Source organism: Rahnella sp. PD4 (assembly GCF_049199325.1).
GTDB lineage: Bacteria > Pseudomonadota > Gammaproteobacteria > Enterobacterales > Enterobacteriaceae > Rahnella > Rahnella perminowiae.
This window is the reverse complement of sequence record NZ_JBLZQF010000002.1, coordinates 1-18297: the sequence shown is the minus strand read 5'-3', so window position 1 is coordinate 18297 and position 18297 is coordinate 1. Positions and strand designations below refer to the sequence as shown.

Sequence of the window (18297 nt, the reverse complement as noted above, 5' to 3'; positions counted from 1 at the left end):
GCGAGCAACTCAGACCGCTCCCTCCCCTGCGAAGGGGGAGGAGCTGTAAACACTACCCACAGTAAAATGGAGCTAATATGAGCTTTTCCCAAGCAGTCAGCGGCCTGAGCGCGGCATCGACTAACCTCGATGTGATTGGTAACAACATTGCCAACTCCGCGACCGTCGGTTTTAAAACAGCGACCGCCTCTTTTGCCGATATGTTCGCCGGTTCCCAAACCGGTATGGGCGTTAAAGTCGCCGCTGTTACTCAGAACTTCAATGACGGTACCACCACCAACACCTCCCGCGGTCTGGATGTCGCGCTGAGCGGCAACGGATTCTTCCGGTTGTCCGACAGCAGCGGTGCCATTTATTACTCACGTAACGGTCAGTTTTCACTGGATGCCAACCGTAACCTGGTGAACATGCAAGGTTTGAGCGTCACCGGTTATCCGGCGACAGGTACGCCGCCTACTATTGCGGCGGGTGCGCAGCCGGTTGCCCTGAACATCCCGACCACCATGATGAGCGCGAAAGCGTCTACTTCTGCCACGATGGTGGCTAACCTGAACTCAACGGACAAGGCTATTCCGGCCACCAAAACGTTCAGCAGCAGTGATGATACCAGCTACAACTACGTCAACAGCATCACCACCTATGACTCACAGGGTAATGCCCACGATAACAACGTCTACTTCGTGAAAACTTCTGCCAACAACTGGGATGTTTATGCACAGGACGGCAGCGTGGCCGGTTCAGCGGCCGCCAAAATTGGGGCTATGCAGTTTGATACCAGTGGTGCGCTGGTCGGCACAACCAATGCGGCAGGCACGGCCAATGCCGGTCTGGCACTGACGTTGCCAATGAACACCGCCACTAACGGTACCGTAACGCCGCAAACGGTGTCTCTTGATTTCACCGGCAGTATCCAGCAGAGCACCGGCAGCGACAGCATCGGTTCCCAGAATCAGGATGGTTATGCAGCGGGTCAGATGACCGGTTATACCATCAATGACGACGGCACGATTGCCGGCACTTACTCCAACAACAAAACCCAACTGCTGGGTCAGATTGTGCTGAGTAACTTCTCTAACCCGGAAGGCCTGAAATCTGAAGGTGACAACGTGTGGACGGCGACGTCTTCTTCCGGCCAGGCTGTGACCGGCATTGCAGGTCAGGGCGGTTTAGCGTCAATGACCAGCGGTGCGCTGGAATCTTCCAACGTCGACCTGAGTGCGGAACTGGTCAACATGATTGTTGCGCAGCGTAACTACCAGTCGAATGCGCAGACCATCAAAACTCAGGACTCCATCCTGAACACGCTGGTTAACCTGCGTTAATACGCGTTCTATCACCTGAAAACAGGGCAGCATTATGGATCACGCTATCTACACCGCAGGCGGCGCAGCCAGCCAGACGCTGGTTCAGCAGTCGGTGACGTCGAGTAACCTGGCTAACGCCAATACACCGGGATTCCGTTCGCAGCTTTTAGCGATGCGCGCAGTGCCGGTGGACGGTGAAAGCCTGCAAACCCGCACGCTGGTCACGGCGTCCACGCCGGGCGCAGATATGACGCAGGGAAAACTGAACTACACCGGGCGTCCGCTGGATGTGGCTTTACAGCAGGACGGTTTCCTTGCGGTGCAGATGCCTGACGGCTCTGAAGCGTATACCCGTAACGGTGACATGCAAGTGTCACCGACTAACCAACTGACCGTTCAGGGTCATCCGGTTATGGGGGATAACGGCCCGATTGAAGTTCCGCCGAACTCTCAGCTTACGGTCTCTGCGGACGGGACGATTGCCGTGCTTGAAGCCGGTGCTGATCCTAACACGATGGGTCAGCTCGGTAAGCTCAAGCTGGTGAAAGCGGCCAACAATGAAGTCACCCGTGGCGATGACGGTATGTTCCGGCCAACGCCGGCGACCGTTCAGGCGCGGGGTGCTGCTTTACAGGCTGACCCGACCATTCACGTTATGCCCGGAACGCTTGAGGGCAGTAACGCGGATCCGGTCTCCACCATGGTTGACATGATAGCTAACGCCCGCCGCTTTGAGATGCAGATGAAAGTCATCCACAGTGTCGATGAAAATGAACAGAGTGCCAACAATCTGCTGTCAATGAGCTGATGATGGCAGAGGAGTAATGACATGATCCCATCGCTGTATATTGCGAAAACCGGTCTGGATGCCCAGCAGACCAATATGGATGTAATCGCCAACAACCTGGCGAACGTCAGCACCAACGGTTTTAAACGCCAGCGTGCAGTATTTGAAGACCTGCTTTATCAGACAGTCCGTCAGCCTGGTGCGCAGTCTTCTGAGCAAACCAATCTGCCATCCGGTTTACAGATTGGTACCGGTGTGCGTCCGGTTTCTACGGAACGTTTATTCTCGCAGGGCAACCTGTCGCAGACCAGCAACAGCAAAGATATCGCCGTTAAAGGGGAAGGTTTCTTCCAGGTTCAGTTGCCGGATGGCACGACGGCCTATACCCGTGATGGTTCTTTCCAGGTTGACCAGAACGGTCAGCTGGTGACCTCAAGCGGTTATCAGGTGATTCCTGCTATCACTGTCCCGGCCAATGCCCTGAGCATGACCGTCGGGCGTGACGGTATCGTCAGTGTGACCACACAAGGTCAGACTGCCGCCCAGCAGGTGGGGCAGCTGACGCTGAGCACCTTCATCAACAACAGCGGTCTGGAATCGTTGGGTGAAAACCTGTACCAGGAAACCCAGAGCTCCGGTGCGCCAACCGAAAGCACTCCGGGCCTGAACGGCGCGGGTCTGCTGTATCAGGGTTATGTGGAAACGTCTAACGTCAACGTGGCGGAAGAGCTGGTCAACATGATCCAGACTCAGCGTGCTTACGAAATTAACAGTAAAGCCGTGTCCACGTCGGACGAAATGCTACAGAAACTTTCCCAGCTGTAACGTTTAGCGGTTGATTGAAAACAAGAGGACAGGGGCGGAAACGCTTCTGTCCTGAACCGGTTCAGATCCCTACCAGGTCGATTTTTTAAAGGCGATAACTGTGGTGACCAAAAAAATAACGTCGGTAATGACTTTTTCTAAAGACCGACCAGGCAAGCTGGTGCTGCCGCTGTTAATCACGTTACTGGCGAATGGTTGCGCGTATATGCCGCATACCCCGCTGGTACCCGGAGCAACCACAGCGAACCCTGCGCCAGCGGCACCGCCGGTTCCTAACGGTTCGATTTTCCAGTCAGTTCAGCCGATGAACTACGGTTATCAGCCTCTGTTTGAAGACCGCCGTCCACGTAACGTGGGTGACACGCTGACCATTGTCTTGCAGGAGAATGTCAGTGCGAGCAAAAGCTCCTCGGCGAACGCCAGTCGTAACGGCGCAACCACCTTTGGTGCTGCGACAGCGCCACGTTATCTGGAAGGCCTGTTCGGCAATGCCCGTGCCGATCTGGATATGTCCGGTGCCAATACCTTTGCCGGTAAAGGCGGCGCAGCGGCCAATAACACCTTCAGCGGCACCCTGACCGTGACGGTGGCGGAAGTGCTGGCCAACGGCAACCTGAAAGTTGTCGGTGAGAAACAAATCGAAATTAATCAGGGAACTGAGTTCATCCGGTTCTCCGGTGTGGTCAACCCGCGCACCATCAGCGGTGCGAACGCCGTGATCTCCACCCAGGTGGCTGATGCACGCATCGAGTACGTCGGGAATGGCTACATCAATGAAGCGCAGAACATGGGCTGGTTGCAGCGGTTCTTCTTAAACTTATCGCCGTTATAACGAGGCAATCATGCGAAAACTACTTTCCGGTATTATCTGTCTGGCGATGTCCGCCCTGGTGGTACTGCCCGCATCCGCCGACCGTATTCGTGATCTGACGACGGTACAAGGTGTGCGTGATAACGCCCTGATCGGCTATGGTCTGGTGGTGGGCCTTGACGGCACCGGTGACCAGACCACACAAACGCCTTTTACCACCCAGACGCTGACCAATATGTTGTCCCAGTTGGGTATTACCGTACCGGCGGGCACCAACATGCAGTTGAAAAACGTCGCCGCCGTCATGGTCACGGCCAAAATGCCCCCGTTTTCCCGCGCCGGACAGGCGATTGACGTCGTGGTTTCTTCTATGGGTAACGCCAAAAGTATTCGCGGCGGTACTTTGCTGATGACGCCGATGAAAGGGGTGGATAATCAGGTTTACGCACTGGCGCAGGGTAACGTGCTGGTCGGCGGAGCGGGCGCGTCTGCCGGTGGCAGCAGCGTGACGGTTAACCAGGTTTCGGGCGGGCGTATCACCGGCGGGGCGACGATTGAGCGTGAATTACCGAGTACTTTCGGTACCGAAGGCGTGATCAATCTGCAACTCAATGATGAAGATTTTAACCTGGCGCAGCAGATCAGCGACGCGATCAACCGTCAGGGGATGGGCATGGCCTCCGCCCTGGATTCCCGCAATATTCAGGTGGTCGTACCGCGTGGCAACACGTCTCAGGTGCGCATTCTGGCGCAGATCCAAAATATCGAAGTGAATGTCGGACCGATGGACGCGAAAGTGATCATCAACTCCCGTACCGGTTCCGTGGTCATGAACCGCGATGTGACGTTGGATAACTGTGCGGTTGCCCAGGGCAATCTGTCCGTGGTGGTCGATCGCCAGAACGATGTCAGCCAGCCGAACACGCCGTTTGGCGGCGGTCAGACGGTAGTCACGCCGAACACTAATATTTCCGTCCGCCAGTCCGGCGGGTCGATTCAGCAGGTACGCTCCAGTGCCAGCCTGAACAATGTTGTCCGCACCCTGAACGCGTTAGGCGCAACGCCTATCGATCTGATGTCCATTCTGCAGGCGATGAAAACCGCCGGATGCCTGCGTGCTGATTTGGAAATTATCTGATGAGCGATCTGATGTCGATGTCAGGGGCGGCGTATGACACGCAGTCCCTTAACAAACTGAAGCGGGATGTGGCGCAGGATCCTCAGGCGCACATCAAAGAAGTGGCGAAGCAGTTTGAAGGCGTGTTTGTGCAGATGATGCTGAAAAGCATGCGTCAGGCTCTGCCGCAGGGTGGCATTCTGGATAACGAATCCACCAAACTTTATACATCGATGTACGATCAGCAAATTGCCCAGGACATGTCCGACAAGGGGTTGGGCATGGCCGATATGATGGTTGAACAACTGACCGGTGGCAGCAAGCAACCGTCCGAACTGGCGGGAACGGTGCCGATGGCGCTGGACGGTGAAGTGCTGAAAACTCTGCCGGTTCAGGCGATGGAGCAGTATCTGCGTAAAGCTATTCCGACTGCGCCGGACCGCACCACCGGCGGCGCACCGTTGCCAGCCGACAGCGGCCAGTTCGTGTCCAGCCTGACCATTCCGGCACAGGTCGCCAGTAAAGACAGCGGGATTTCGCATCAGCTGATCATGGCGCAGGCTGCACTGGAATCCGGATGGGGCCAGCGTGAAATCCCGACCGCAGATGGTAAACGCAGCTTCAACCTGTTTGGTATCAAAGCGGGCAGCAACTGGGACGGTCCGACCACGAATATTACCACCACGGAATACACCAACGGTGTGGCGAAAAAAGTGCAGGCCAGTTTCCGTGTGTACGGCTCTTATGTGGAAGCCATCAGTGACTACATCAAATTACTGACCAATAATCCGCGTTACGCGCAGGTGGCCTCAGCTAACACCCCTGAACAAGCCGCACATGCGCTGCAACGTGCCGGCTATGCAACTGACCCGAATTACGCCGACAAACTGGTGAGTGTGATCCAGAAAATTAAAGGCGCGGGCGAGCAGGCCGTGAAGGCCTATAGCCATGATTTAAAAGATATCTTCTAGTCCTGCAAATCCTCGTTTTTTTTCTCAAGTTTTAGCGGTGCAGGCCGATAATACGATCAGAATGGGAAAAGGGGATAACCCCCGTTTCAGTTCCCTTAATTATACGGTGGTAAAAGTCACCGGCAGCCAAAAGGTCACTCATGTCCAGCAGCTTAATTAATACCGCAATGAGCGGACTGAACGCAGCGCAGGCGGCGCTCAGTACCACCGGGAACAACATCGCTAACGTCAGTGTGGCAGGTTATAACCGCCAGACCGCCATTATTACGCAAAGTAATGGTACCTCGACGCCTGTCGGTTATATCGGAAATGGTGTGACGGTGACGGGTGTGAATCGTGAGTACAATTCTTTCGTGGTGAAACAGCTTCTGGGTGCCAGCGCAACCGGCAGCGCGCTGTCAACGCAGCTTGATCAGGCCAGTTCTATTGATGACCTGCTCGGCGACAGCTCCACCGGTATTGATGCCACCATGTCGACCTTCTTTAAAGGCCTGCAAACGCTGACCAGCAATGCCAGCGACAGCTCGGCGCGTCAGTCTGTTCTGGGGGAGGCTCAGGGTTTAACCGCCCAGTTCAACAGTTCCGCCAAATACCTGAACGACATGAATACCGCCGTTAACCAGCAAGTCACGCAGAATGTTGACCAGATCAACACCTTTGCGTCGCAGATTGCCAAACTGAATAATCAGATCACCGCAACGCGCGGCAGCACCGGACAGGAACCTAACGCCTTGCTCGATCAGCGTGACCAACTGGTCAGTCAGCTGAACAACGTCACCGGTGTGGTTGTGACCCAGCAGGACGGCGACACCTACAATATTTCCTTCGCCAACGGCACGCCGCTGGTGAGTGGCGGCAACGCCAAAACGGTTGTTGCCATGGCTTCGAGTGCCGATCCTTCCAAACTGACGGTCGGCATGACCCAACCTGACGGTTCGGTTTCTGAAATTCAGGAAAGCCGTCTGACCACCGGTTCGCTCGGCGGTACACTGGCTTTCCGTAAAGACAACCTGGAACCGGCCATTAACCAGCTCGGGCAACTGGCGCTGGCGCTGTCTGACAGCTTCAACACCACCAACAAAGCCGGTTTTGACCTTAACGGTGACGCGGGAACGAACTTCTTCTCCTTCACCGGTGCCACTACCGTAGGCAACACCAAAAACACCGGCAGTGCACAAGTGAGCGTGGCGTATACCGACACGGCAGCAGTGAAGGCCAGCGATTACACCATGGCTTATAATGGCAGCAGTTGGGATGTGACACGCGTCTCCGACGGAGCAAAAATCACCCCGACAGCAGGCACCGACAGCAGCGGTAATCCGACGATGAATTTCGACGGGTTGTCGGTTTCCGTCAGCGGTACGCCGGACAACAATGACAGCGTGACCATCAAAACGGTCAGTAACGTGGCAGGCAGCATGAATGTGGCCATCAGTGATTCTTCATTGATCGCCGCTGCGGGCGCGGCAAACAGCGGTGTGAGTGACAACACCAACGCGCAGAAATTGCTGAATCTGCAAACGGCAAAACTGGTAGAAGGTAAATCCACCCTGTCAGGCGCTTACGCCAGCATGGTAAGTAACGTGGGCAACCAGGTTGCCACCCTGACAACTACCAGTACCTCGCAGGCCAATATTGTCACGCAGCTCACCAGCCAGCAGCAGTCTATCTCCGGGGTCAACCTCGATGAAGAATACGGCGATCTGCAACGTTACCAGCAATATTACCTGGCGAACGCGCAGGTCGTGAAGACGGCTTCGACGATATTCGACGCGATCATCAACATTCGCTGATCCCAGAACTGACAAGGAACTGATGCCATGCGTCTTAGTACCAATATGATTTACGACCAAAACATGAATGCGGTGCTGGATGGCCAGAACCGCTTTCAGGCGACAGGTTTACAGCTGTCCACCGGCAGCAAAGTAAGCAAACCTTCGGATGATCCGCTGGCGGCGTCGCAGGCGGTGCTGGTGCGTCAGGCGCAATCGGAGAACAGTCAGTTTTCCGTAGCCCGTACCTTTGCTAACCAGAGCATGAGTCAGGAAGAGTCGGTTTTAAGCAGCGTGACCTCGACCATTCAGTCTGCGCAGACGCTGATTGTTCAGGCCGGTGACGGTTCTTTAAGCGATGATGACCGCTCTTCTCTGGCGACCAAACTGGAAAGCCTGAAATCGCAGTTACTGAACCTTGCGAACAGCACTGACGGTAACGGCCGTTTCATTTTCGCTGGCTACAAAAGTGATACCGCGCCGTATACGCAGGACGCCACAACGGGTGCGGTGACCTATTCCGGGGGCACGACGTCCATTACGCAGCAGGTTGATGCCAGCCGGACGATGACCATTAACCATACCGGTAACCAGATTTTTGATTCATTAACCGGTGATGCAAAAGCCGAACCGGACGGCTCGCCGAGCGAGACAGATGTGTTCAAAACCATCGACGGTGCACTGACCGCGCTGAAAACGCCTTCGGCTGATTACACCACCGATACGCAATACACCGATGCCATTGATAAAGCCAACCGTGGCCTGAGTAACTCACTCAATAACGTACTTTCCGTGCGTTCAGAGCTGGGTACGCAGATGGATGAACTGGACAATCTCGATACGCTGGGCGACAACCGTGACGTGGCGAACTCCACCAAACTCAGTAACCTGGTAGATACAGAGTGGACCTCCGCCATTTCAACCTATACATTGCAGCAGGTCGCGCTTCAGGCATCGTATAAGACATACAGCGCCATGCAGGGGATGTCCCTGTTCCAGATGAATTCGTAATACTCTCCGGCGCGTAAATTTACGCGCCAAACCTTCACTCTTCATTATCGCTGCCTGCCTTTACCGCAGGTATGCAGACATTTTTCTGACTGTACTTAAACCGGGTACTTTCAGCTTTGTATGTCGTCTTTCTAAGGTTTGGCGACATACTCTTTTTCACTCCCTCTGATCCTATTTTCTTCCAAATATTCCCTCTGAAAATATATTTACAGGCTTATTGTCTTTAAATCATCAGATCAATAGCTGAGCGGAAGCTGACGTGTCAGCCATCCGTAATCTACAACTTTCAATATGTGTTTTGGTTTATAACCCCTGTCACTTACGCTTTCGGTTTACTGAAATATCATCCGGTGATGGGGGGGTAATTCTATATTTTCAATAGGATACAAGATATTTAGCAATGCTTAATACTTAAGTAAGAGGATATCCTGGCCTGGGAAATATACAATTTCTGAATAGATTATTTAATCGTTTCACTGTCTGGATGATATATGGAAGAAAGTAACCCCTGGCCCACTTTTGTGGACGCCTTCTCAACGGTTTTATGCATATTTATTTTTCTGATGTTGGTATTTGTTCTCAACAGCATGTTGACGATGTATGAAAGCGCTAAAAAACATTATGTTCCTGAAACCCCCTCGGCGACATATACCGCAAAAGGATTACCTGAACAAACGGCATTACCCAAGCCCGTAGAGTCGCAAAAAAATATGAGCAAATCTGCTGAAAATGTCCCGGAAAATAATTCCACCGACGTAGCAGCAACCGGGGGGAAACAATCTCCGGCTCAAACTGAAGAGCAAAAGGAAAACCAGACAGTCATAACGCTGGCACAACAAGGAGGCACGCCGGTGCAAAGCGCTTACGGCAAGTTTGATGTGCAAAAAGAAAATCCGGCATATGAGATAAAAGGTAATCAATTTATTATTCATTTTAAAAAAATGGAGCAGGGTTATTCCCCTGAAATTATAGATAAATTGAATGAATGGTTAAAGGCTGATAATAAAGCTGCTTCTGTCAAGGTATATACCAATGTCGAAAAATCTATTTCCGTCTCCGATGCTATGCGACTTGCTTATCAGCGGGGAATTATTCTTTTGAAAATTGTGAAAGAGACTGAAACTAATCAGGACGTCGCTATTTCAGTGATCAACGATGCTGCTGTTATGAATAACAGCGCTGTCATTACAAAAACTGAGTAACATAATGAATTACATTAAACAAAGTGGTATTTTCCTGAAGAATAAAATGGGTTTTTTGGGGGCTTTATTTATTGCCTTAATCCCTTTGATACTCATGATCGTTCCTGGTGTCCGAAGTTATATTATCGGCACTTATGCCGTCGCAGCATTTTATAATACTGTCGTCATCATTGTGTATGCCATCGGTTGTGTGATCGTATTATCATCATTTATTGAAATAAACAGATGCGACATTGTATTAAAAACAAAAGACGATAAAAAAACAGCTCACCTGTTAGGGGATGCGAATAAAATTGTCTTTAAAAAAGAGCACGGTCTTGACGATGACACATTACTGTCAGTGTATGAAAACATTGATGAAAGTGTGAACCGTAAACACAACCAACGCATGTCTGCGATTTTAAGTTGCGCCAATATTTCCACCATGATTGGTCTGCTGGGCACGTTTGCGGGTCTCTCGCTGACCATTGCGTCGGTTATCTCCTTGCTTGATAAATCACAAATAGGGGGAGGGAATGATGCGGATACTCTGAAGATCATCGTGAACGTCGTCTCTTCTTTGTCTGAACCTCTCCGGGGTATGAATACGGCGTTTGTTTCTTCAATTTATGGTGTGGTAAGCGCCATTCTTCTGAACGTCATGAGCTCACTGGTTCGCAATGCGTTTGTCCGTCTCAACGTGACGCTGCGTGATACTAAGCTCGAATTCATTCGTGAAATGAAGCGCAAACATCAACCCGCAAAGACCCGCACTCTGCGCATTGTTTCATCGCTGGATGAAATGGTCAGTGACATTAAAGATACGCTGCTCAGCTTCCAGGATCGTTTACTGAATATGTGCGCAGACTCGAATAATACCCTGCACAGCATGGTCGAGCAGGACAACATTAGCCATGCACAGCGCGCACAATTTGAAACGTCATTATTGACCGTCTGCGAAAGGGGCGCGGGCCAGTTAAATGAAATCCATCAGGGTGTCATGAAAGCAAATCTGCAATTAACCGATCAGCACACAGCCATCACTGCCACACAGCAGCAGGTTTCCGGTCAGCATGCTCTTCTGGTCAGTCAGCATGAACAGCTTGATGCTCAGGAAGGTCAGCTAAAAGCGTTAAACCTTTCTCAGCAAGACATCGGGCGCAGTCAGGAAACGCTTTTGCAAGAGACAAGCAGTTTACAAAACTCGCTCACCGACCTGCATGCCACCACACAAATCATTCATGAAAAGAATCATCTGCAGCTGAACAAAATGGATGAACACATTGTTCTTCATGAATTGAAAAATACCGACCTGCACAGTGAAACTCAGAGCCATATCCAGGGACATCTGAAAACGTTCGCACCTCTGTTCTCCCAAATTGCCGATATGCAATGTTCTTTGCAAAAAGATGTGCTGGTATTGAAGGATAAGAAAAACCCGTGAAAATCTCGATAATCTCATTAATGATCGGTATTTCCGTATTGTCTGTGCCGGCTTTCGCTTCACAGCGCGCGGTTCAGGACAGCGGAGCCTATCCTCTTACGGTCCTGGTAAAACACGCGCTGGAAGCTCAGCCTTCTGTGGCTATTTCTTTTCTTGATATCGAACGTCGGCATCAGGAAACGAATATGAGCAAATCTTCCCTTTATCCGACATTAGATGCAACATCGGAAACTTCGCAAAAAAATAAAAGCGACGGAGACGAGAATAATATCGAAAATAAAATCAGTCTTGCCTATCGGATCGCCGATTTTGGTGTGAGGAGTAACAATATTGAGAAATCTGAAAGTATTGAAGAAAGCAGTGCCAGTGATTTCTTGCAAAGCATGAACACGACTGCGAAAGAAACGACAGATGCTTTTCTCAATATTGAAAAACTAAAAAATATCCTGGCAAGTATTGATGAAGAAAAGATTTTCTACAAAAAAATGTTGAATGATTTTTCTGAACTCATCAATTCAGGGGTGGCGATGCAGTCAGACTTACGTAAAGTCCAGGCATCCATCGATGCGTTAAGCACGCAGGAATTAACGTATCGTTCGCAGGCAGACACCGAACTGGCTAAAATCCGTAATATGACAGGTGATGCAGTCACGTTGGAAAATATTTCCCGTTTACCTGATGTTTTTGACAGTTACAAATTTGATACTGACAGTAAAAGCGTGATTAAACAGGTAATGCGGGATAATCCGACCTGGAAGTCTCTGCAAAAAAATACTGATGCGGCATATTCTGATATTAAAGCAGCTAAAGCTGCCAACTATCCGACTATAGATGCGAACATCAACTATACCGACAATAATCCTTCCGGAGATGCTGAGCCGGAAGATTATCGAGATGAAGTTAGAGTTGGCGTGAAAATAGGATTCAATATCTTCAATGGTTTCAAAAATCAGTCAGAAGAAAGCAAGTTTGCTGCTCGCTATGGTCAGTCAAAACTGGAATCAGATGATTTTATTTTAAAAAGTCGTAATAGTATTGATGTGTCATTGTCGAAATATCGATCCAATCTGGAAGCCCTTGATATTGCAAAGCGCTCCTATGATAACGCCGGTAAAATGACGGAGTTATACAAAGAAGAATTCAACCTTGGGCAAAAATCATTGCTGGATGTTATTTCCAGTCGCAATGAACTTTTCCAGGCTCACATATCCATGATTGAATCGACGTACGGTATCTACCAGTCCAAGCTTGAACAGATGTCGCAGATTTCGACTTTGCTCAAAGTATTGCAACTGCAAGATGATGTCATAAAACCGGGATCAAGGTCTCTTTTGCGATGAACAGAAAACAAAGTGACCATCTGATGATGGTCATAATGATCATGACGTTCCTGATCATTATTCTTTTCAGTTTGGTAAAAGTAAACTCCGTTGTACATGGGCAGGGTATTATTGCCACGAAAGATAATACTCAAATCGTTTCCCTTTCTAAAGGTGGGACAATAGAAGAGATTTTTGTCTCCGAACGTGATGTCATTAAAAAAGGCCAGATTCTCGCCAGGGTCTCAAACCTGGATGTGCAGAAAGAATATGACCGCTACTTTACCCAATCTGAATATTTGAAAAAAAGTATTGAAGAACTCACCAGCGTTTTATCCAGTGAAAATAAAATCACTGCGCTTAACGTAAGTGATCTGATCAATAAAGACATTATCAGTAATATTCAGATGGTGAAGAGCCAGATCAGAACTAAGGAAGTCAAAATTACCGGACTGTCTTCAGATATCAATGGACTGAATGTGTCAAAAATCAGTAAGAAGAGTGAACTGGGGTTGCTGCAGGAAGAAATTAATATTCTGTCTCCTCTGGTCAAAAAAGGCATCAGCTCCTACACCAACCTTTTAGATAAAAAACAGTCCGCAGTGCGGCTGAATTCTGAGCTGATTGACCTGGATAACCAGATTTCATCAAAAAAAGATGAAGTTGATTTCATTAACAGTGAAATGAATAACGCAGACTATGAACTGCGTAATTCACTTTCGAAAGATCTTGCCGAAGCTCAGAAAGAACTGGCGATGTGTGAGTCGACGATTAAAATATTATCACGTCAGTTACAGGAGACGAATGTTAAATCTCCGATTGATGGCGTCATCTATCAGATCAATAAAAGCGCATCTACGAAAGGCGGCGTCATACAGCCGGCGGATTCTTTGTTCGAAATAAAACCTTTTTCAACCCTGATGCAGGCAGAAGTCAAAGTGATGCCTAAAGATCGTGATCAGGTGTTCATCGGGGGCAAGGTCAATATCAATGTCCTGTCCTTCATGATGTCGGGCACCAAACCCTATAAAGGGACTATTGAACAGATCAGTCCTGATTCCTATGAGGAGTCTGTCAACGGTTCTATGATCCGATACTACAAAGTCATTGTAAAATTTGAAATACCCCCTCAGGACTTAATTAAAATAATGCCCGGTATGACGGTGGACGCAAATATTATTACCGGCCGGCACAGCATTATGAAATATCTCATGTCACCACTGACTAAAGGGATGAGACAAATGTTTTCTGAACCTTTATCCCCTGCACAACGTAATGCGCCTGAATTATAATTGAAAGGATTACAAAATGGCTAACAAAACAATATTCATCAATGACAGCTCAGTTGTCGATTTAAAACAGTTTGGCAATAAAGAACAGGCGCATTTCATCATTAGCGGTACCGATTTAAAGTTTATTTTTTCCGATGGTACAACCGTAAATATTGTCAACGGTGCTTTATATTCGAGTCTTGAACACAGTAAAGTGGTGTTTTCTTTTACTGATGGTGATATTTCCGGGCAAAATCTCCTTAAATCCATTGATCTGAGTAATTTAGAGCTGGAACGACTTGATTCATCATTATCGGAAGACCGGCAGGCGCGCGTCATCAAAGAAAATGCCGATACGAAAACAGAAGATGAGGCAAACCGTCTCGAAGAGGTGAACAAAGAGGCGGATAAACTCAGGAAAGAAGCAGAAGGTTTACGCGCAGAAGCGGAAGAAGCCCGAAAAGCGGCCAATGAAGTTGAACAACAATTGCAGGAATTCCTGGATAATAAAGCTAAAAATAAAGTTTCCACCAATGGCAGCGGCGTTTCTAATGAATCCGGCGAAGAACAGGAGGCCGCATCCTTCAAAAAGAAAAAATATGATGAAGAAGGCGTTGCAGAGTCAGAGCGGCTTAAACTGGAAGATAATAATTCCTCATCTTCTTCTTCAAGTAGCAAAACGTCTGAAAAGACGGGCGATGAAGTTATTGTTAAGCCGGTTGATATTTCTTTAAAGCTTGATGACAAAAGCGACAGCGGTACAAAAAATGACAATATCACCAATATCGCATCCCCTTCATTTATCGGTTCGACCGCGCCTAATGCAAACATTATCTTAAAAATTGACGGGATTGTTGTGGCGGTTGTGCAATCAGACAACATGGGGAATTTTGTTGCTGATGTTGCCTCAGAACTCCCGGATGGTCAGCATACGATCCAGGCCGATGTTGAGGATGGTCAGGGGGGAAGCGGTAGTGCTAAAATTCTGGTTACCATCGATACCGTGACAGAAATTCCTACCTTTGAACTGAGTTCACAATATTCTATTCCAGTAGAAGATCAGATCCCTGATGAAAACTTAACGCGCTTTACCAATGCCAAAATTATAGGTACGGCTGAAGCCGGTGTGAGCATTGATATTTATATCAATGATATTTTACTGACGACCGTAAAAACGGACGCTGAAGGTAACTGGTCATATCAGTTTAGCGGAAATGAACTTCAGGAAGGCATTAATGATATTACGGTAGTGGCGACTGATAAAGCGGATAATAGTGCCAGTACAACAGGTATTATTACGCTTGATACCATTCCCCCTGAAACGCCCACCATTATTCTTGATGAAAACAGTGATACCGGCCTCTATTCTGATGACAAAATAACAAATGATGTCACGCCTGGTTTTCGCGGTAAAGCCGGACCGGACTCTATTGTAGAGTTGTATGTTAACGGATATAAAATCGCTGATGTTACCGCTGATAGCAAAGGTGACTGGAGTTATACCCTCGACAGTAACGTTATTTTTATGGACGGCACCTATAACGTTCAGGTCATTGCCTCGGACCGTGCCGGGAATACAGCATCGAATGCGATTGATATTGAAATTGACACCAATATCGATGCATTTTCTATTCAGATCGAAGCGGGCAGTGACAGTGGCAATGCTGCCGATAATTATACGAATGTTGCCAGCCCGATATTTACGGGTAAAACAGACTCATTCAGCCATATCAGCATTACCAATACGACCACGGGTGAAACCCTTGAAACCGACGCTTCTCAAAGCGGAAATTATACCTTCAGATTCTCTGGCGAATCCGCAGAAGGGGTAAATCAGCTTATTATCACCGTTGTGGATCTTGCGGGTAATGCGCAGGATTATGATTTTAGCTACACGATAGATACCATCGCACCTGTAACGCCGACTATTGCCCTTGACGATTATGTTATCTCACAATCCGGTGCCACCCTGACAAATGATACGACACCTCTTTTAGTGGGAACCGGCGAGGCGGGGAGTCATGTCAGCGTTTATATTGATGGCAAAAAATACGCCACTGTGGCGGTCACTGCTGAAGGAACGTGGTCAGTTGATGTCGCCCCGGGGTTGAAAGAGGGTGAACACAAAATAGTGGTGGAGGCTCAGGATATCGCGGGTAACGTCTCGCTTCCTTCAGAGGAATACATATTCTCTGTCGATACCATGACTCAAAAGCCTGTTGCTGCATTGGATACCGATGATGATACAGGATCCAGCCAAAATGACTGGATTACCAACCATAATGATAATTTACTGGTAACAGGGGTCGCTGAAAAATACGTCACAATTACCCTCATGCTTGATGGCAAGGAAATGGGGAAAACGACCGCTGATGAAGAGGGGCACTGGTCTTTCGAAATAAATCCCAACCCTGGCCTGGCCGATGATAATTATAGTGTTGAGATCATCGCCATGGATGAAGTCGGCAATATTTCCAGTTCAACGTATGAACTTATTATTGATACCGTCACTTCAACACCCACTATCATGCTGGATGCTGATTCTGATACCGGTATTACACATACAGATGGGATTACTAAAGACCCGCAACCATTATTCAAAGGTGTAGCGGAAGCCGGAGCTGAAATCAGCCTGATGATAAATGGCACCTATTATGGCAGTGCTATTGCGGATAAAAATGGTAACTGGAGTTTCCGTATCCCGGCAGATAAAACCTTAGCCGAAGGCGAATATAACGTCATGGTTACGGCAGTCGATATTGCAGGTAATAGCGCGAACTCGGTTTCTATCCCGCTTATTATCGACTTACATACTGATATTCCTACTATCGATTTATTAAGTGACAGTGGTGACAATCCGGATGACCATATTACCAGCGTTAATTTACCGTCATTCGCGGGTACGGCGGAACCTTTTGCCAGTATCACATTATACTGCGACGGCAACATAGCGGGTAAAGCCAGTGCTGATGCAAAAGGCCAATGGCAATTTACCTATCCACAATCTCTGCCGGAAGGCAGCTATGCCTTTCATGTGAGTGTCGTTGATGTTGCAGGCAATATTGCTACCTCCGAAAGAATCCATGTCACTATCGATACATCCCTGAATATACCTTCTGTAGACCTGCTGAATGAATCCGATTCCGGAGCTTCAGCCACAGATAATATTACGAATACTAAAAGTCCTATTTTCGTACTCAATAGTGTTGATAGTGATGTCACACATGTTCTGATTAACATTGATGGCACTGACTACCCGGCAAGTCTGAATAATGGCGTCTGGTCACTCGTTTGCCCTGTTGAGCTTGCGGATGGCATTCATACCATTACTGCCACTGTTACCGATCTTGCGGGTAATAGTGCGACCTCGGGCACGCTGGACGTGACGGTGGACACCGCGATTTCTGCGCCAGTAGTCACCCTGAGCGACGACACCGGCGTGGCGGGCGATAACCAGACCAACGACACCACGCCGGGCTTTGCGATCGCGACCGACAGTGATGTGGTGACGGTCACGGTCAGCGTGGACGGCGGCGCGGCGCAGGCGGCGGTGCGGGACAGCGAAGGGCAGTGGCACTTTACTGTACCGTCGGCACTCACTGACGGCGAACACAATCTGGTGGTGACGGTGACGGATACTGCCGGTAACAGCATTTCCGGCGAGGCCTTCGCCTTTACCGTGGACACCACGCTGAGCCTGCCGGTTATCGATCTGACCGACGGTTCAGATACCGGTGCACTCGCCACGGACAACATTACCAACAACATTACTCCAGCCTTTGCGCTGAGCCAGATTGACGCCGACGCGGTGACGGTCGAGGTACTGATCAACGGCACCGCCTACCCGGCGACAAAAGAGGGTGACGTCTGGAGCTTTACCGCGCCGGAACTGACGGACGGTGACTACAGCGTGCAGGTGCGGGTCACCGACGACGCGGGCAACGTGGCCACTTCCGGGGCGCTTGACGTGACGGTGGACACCGCCATATCCGCGCCAGTAGTCACCCTGAGCGACGACACCGGCGTGGCGGGCGACAACCAGACCAACGACACCACGCCGGGCTTTGCGATCGTGACCGACAGTGATGTTGTCACCGTGATGGTCAGCGTGGACGGCGGCGCGGCGCAGGCGGCGGTGCGGGACAGCGAAGGGCAGTGGCACTTTGCGGTGCCTGCCGCCCTCGCTGACGGCGAACACAACCTGGTGGTGACGGTCACGGATACAGCCGGTAACAGCATTTCCGGGGAGGCATTCGCCTTTACCGTGGACACCACGCTGAGCGTGCCGGTTATCGACCTGACCGATGCGTCCGACAGCGGCGCGGATATGACCGACAACATCACCAATAACACTACTCCGGCCTTTACCCTGAGCCAGATTGACGCGGACGCGGTGACGGTCGAGGTGCTGATCAACGGCACCGTGTATCCGGCCACGCAGACCGGCGGGATATGGAGCTTTACCGCGCCGGAACTGACCGACG

At 49.7% G+C, this 18297-nt stretch carries 13 protein-coding genes; all 13 read left to right on the top strand.

Translation table 11 applies throughout. The annotated features are described in order from the left end of the window. The first annotated feature begins 77 nt into the window (after positions 1-77). Positions 78-1322, top strand: a complete 1245-nt coding sequence (gene flgE / locus ACOZIO_RS04820) for a flagellar hook protein FlgE (RefSeq protein WP_129952761.1) — start codon at positions 78-80, stop codon at positions 1320-1322. 34 nt (positions 1323-1356) lie between these two features. Continuing rightward, entirely contained in the window at positions 1357-2112 is a 756-nt protein-coding gene (locus ACOZIO_RS04815; protein WP_129952762.1) for a flagellar basal body rod protein FlgF, read from the top strand. A 21-nt stretch (positions 2113-2133) separates the two neighbouring features. After that, complete coding sequence (gene flgG, locus ACOZIO_RS04810; RefSeq protein WP_013575168.1) at positions 2134-2916, top strand: flagellar basal-body rod protein FlgG; 783 nt, start codon at positions 2134-2136, stop codon at positions 2914-2916. 127 nt (positions 2917-3043) lie between these two features. After that, entirely contained in the window at positions 3044-3748 is a 705-nt protein-coding gene (locus ACOZIO_RS04805) for a flagellar basal body L-ring protein FlgH (RefSeq protein WP_129991917.1), read from the top strand. Positions 3749-3758: 10 nt separating this feature from the next. Continuing rightward, entirely contained in the window at positions 3759-4865 is a 1107-nt protein-coding gene (locus ACOZIO_RS04800) for a flagellar basal body P-ring protein FlgI (RefSeq protein ID WP_129952763.1), read from the top strand. Further along, positions 4865-5815, top strand: a complete 951-nt coding sequence (gene flgJ, locus ACOZIO_RS04795) for a flagellar assembly peptidoglycan hydrolase FlgJ (protein WP_129991814.1) — start codon at positions 4865-4867, stop codon at positions 5813-5815. Before ACOZIO_RS04800 ends, flgJ begins: the two co-directional genes overlap by 1 nt. Positions 5816-5955: 140 nt before the next feature. Beyond that, complete coding sequence (gene flgK / locus ACOZIO_RS04790; RefSeq protein ID WP_217220558.1) at positions 5956-7608, top strand: flagellar hook-associated protein FlgK; 1653 nt, start codon at positions 5956-5958, stop codon at positions 7606-7608. A gap of 27 nt (positions 7609-7635) precedes the next feature. Continuing rightward, the gene (flgL, locus tag ACOZIO_RS04785; protein ID WP_421595013.1) at positions 7636-8598 is read left to right on the top strand and encodes a flagellar hook-associated protein FlgL; all 963 of its coding nucleotides are present in this window, start codon (positions 7636-7638) and stop codon (positions 8596-8598) included. Positions 8599-9089: 491 nt separating this feature from the next. Beyond that, a complete protein-coding gene (locus ACOZIO_RS04780; protein ID WP_421595011.1) occupies positions 9090-9800 on the top strand; it encodes a hypothetical protein in 711 nt (236 codons plus the stop codon). Between the two features lie 4 nt (positions 9801-9804). Beyond that, positions 9805-11223: a MotA/TolQ/ExbB proton channel family protein gene (locus ACOZIO_RS04775; protein WP_129991812.1), complete on the top strand. Its 1419-nt coding sequence runs from the start codon at positions 9805-9807 to the stop codon at positions 11221-11223. Continuing rightward, a complete protein-coding gene (locus tag ACOZIO_RS04770; RefSeq protein ID WP_129952769.1) occupies positions 11220-12563 on the top strand; it encodes a TolC family protein in 1344 nt (447 codons plus the stop codon). Before ACOZIO_RS04775 ends, ACOZIO_RS04770 begins: the two co-directional genes overlap by 4 nt. After that, positions 12560-13834 (top strand): HlyD family type I secretion periplasmic adaptor subunit, encoded by a 1275-nt coding sequence (locus ACOZIO_RS04765; RefSeq protein WP_129952770.1) that lies wholly within the window; start codon positions 12560-12562, stop codon positions 13832-13834. The genes ACOZIO_RS04770 and ACOZIO_RS04765 overlap by 4 nt, the downstream gene beginning before the upstream one ends. Positions 13835-13850: 16 nt before the next feature. After that, a partial coding sequence (locus tag ACOZIO_RS04760; protein WP_421595009.1) for an Ig-like domain-containing protein occupies positions 13851-18297 on the top strand: 4447 nt, incomplete at its 3' end.

Bases quoted from the DNA above. Each gene is read 5' to 3' on its own strand.
- ACOZIO_RS04800 (WP_129952763.1), top strand. From the start codon at position 3,759: ATGCGAAAACTACTTTCCGGTATTATCTGTCTGGCGATGTCCGCCCTG.
- ACOZIO_RS04765 (WP_129952770.1), top strand. From the start codon at position 12,560: ATGAACAGAAAACAAAGTGACCATCTGATGATGGTCATAATGATCATG.
- ACOZIO_RS04775 (WP_129991812.1), top strand. From the start codon at position 9,805: ATGAATTACATTAAACAAAGTGGTATTTTCCTGAAGAATAAAATGGGT.
- flgJ (WP_129991814.1), top strand. From the start codon at position 4,865: ATGAGCGATCTGATGTCGATGTCAGGGGCGGCGTATGACACGCAGTCC.
- flgL (WP_421595013.1), top strand. From the start codon at position 7,636: ATGCGTCTTAGTACCAATATGATTTACGACCAAAACATGAATGCGGTG.
- flgE (WP_129952761.1), top strand. From the start codon at position 78: ATGAGCTTTTCCCAAGCAGTCAGCGGCCTGAGCGCGGCATCGACTAAC.
- ACOZIO_RS04805 (WP_129991917.1), top strand. From the start codon at position 3,044: ATGACTTTTTCTAAAGACCGACCAGGCAAGCTGGTGCTGCCGCTGTTA.
- flgG (WP_013575168.1), top strand. From the start codon at position 2,134: ATGATCCCATCGCTGTATATTGCGAAAACCGGTCTGGATGCCCAGCAG.
- ACOZIO_RS04815 (WP_129952762.1), top strand. From the start codon at position 1,357: ATGGATCACGCTATCTACACCGCAGGCGGCGCAGCCAGCCAGACGCTG.
- flgK (WP_217220558.1), top strand. From the start codon at position 5,956: ATGTCCAGCAGCTTAATTAATACCGCAATGAGCGGACTGAACGCAGCG.
- ACOZIO_RS04780 (WP_421595011.1), top strand. From the start codon at position 9,090: ATGGAAGAAAGTAACCCCTGGCCCACTTTTGTGGACGCCTTCTCAACG.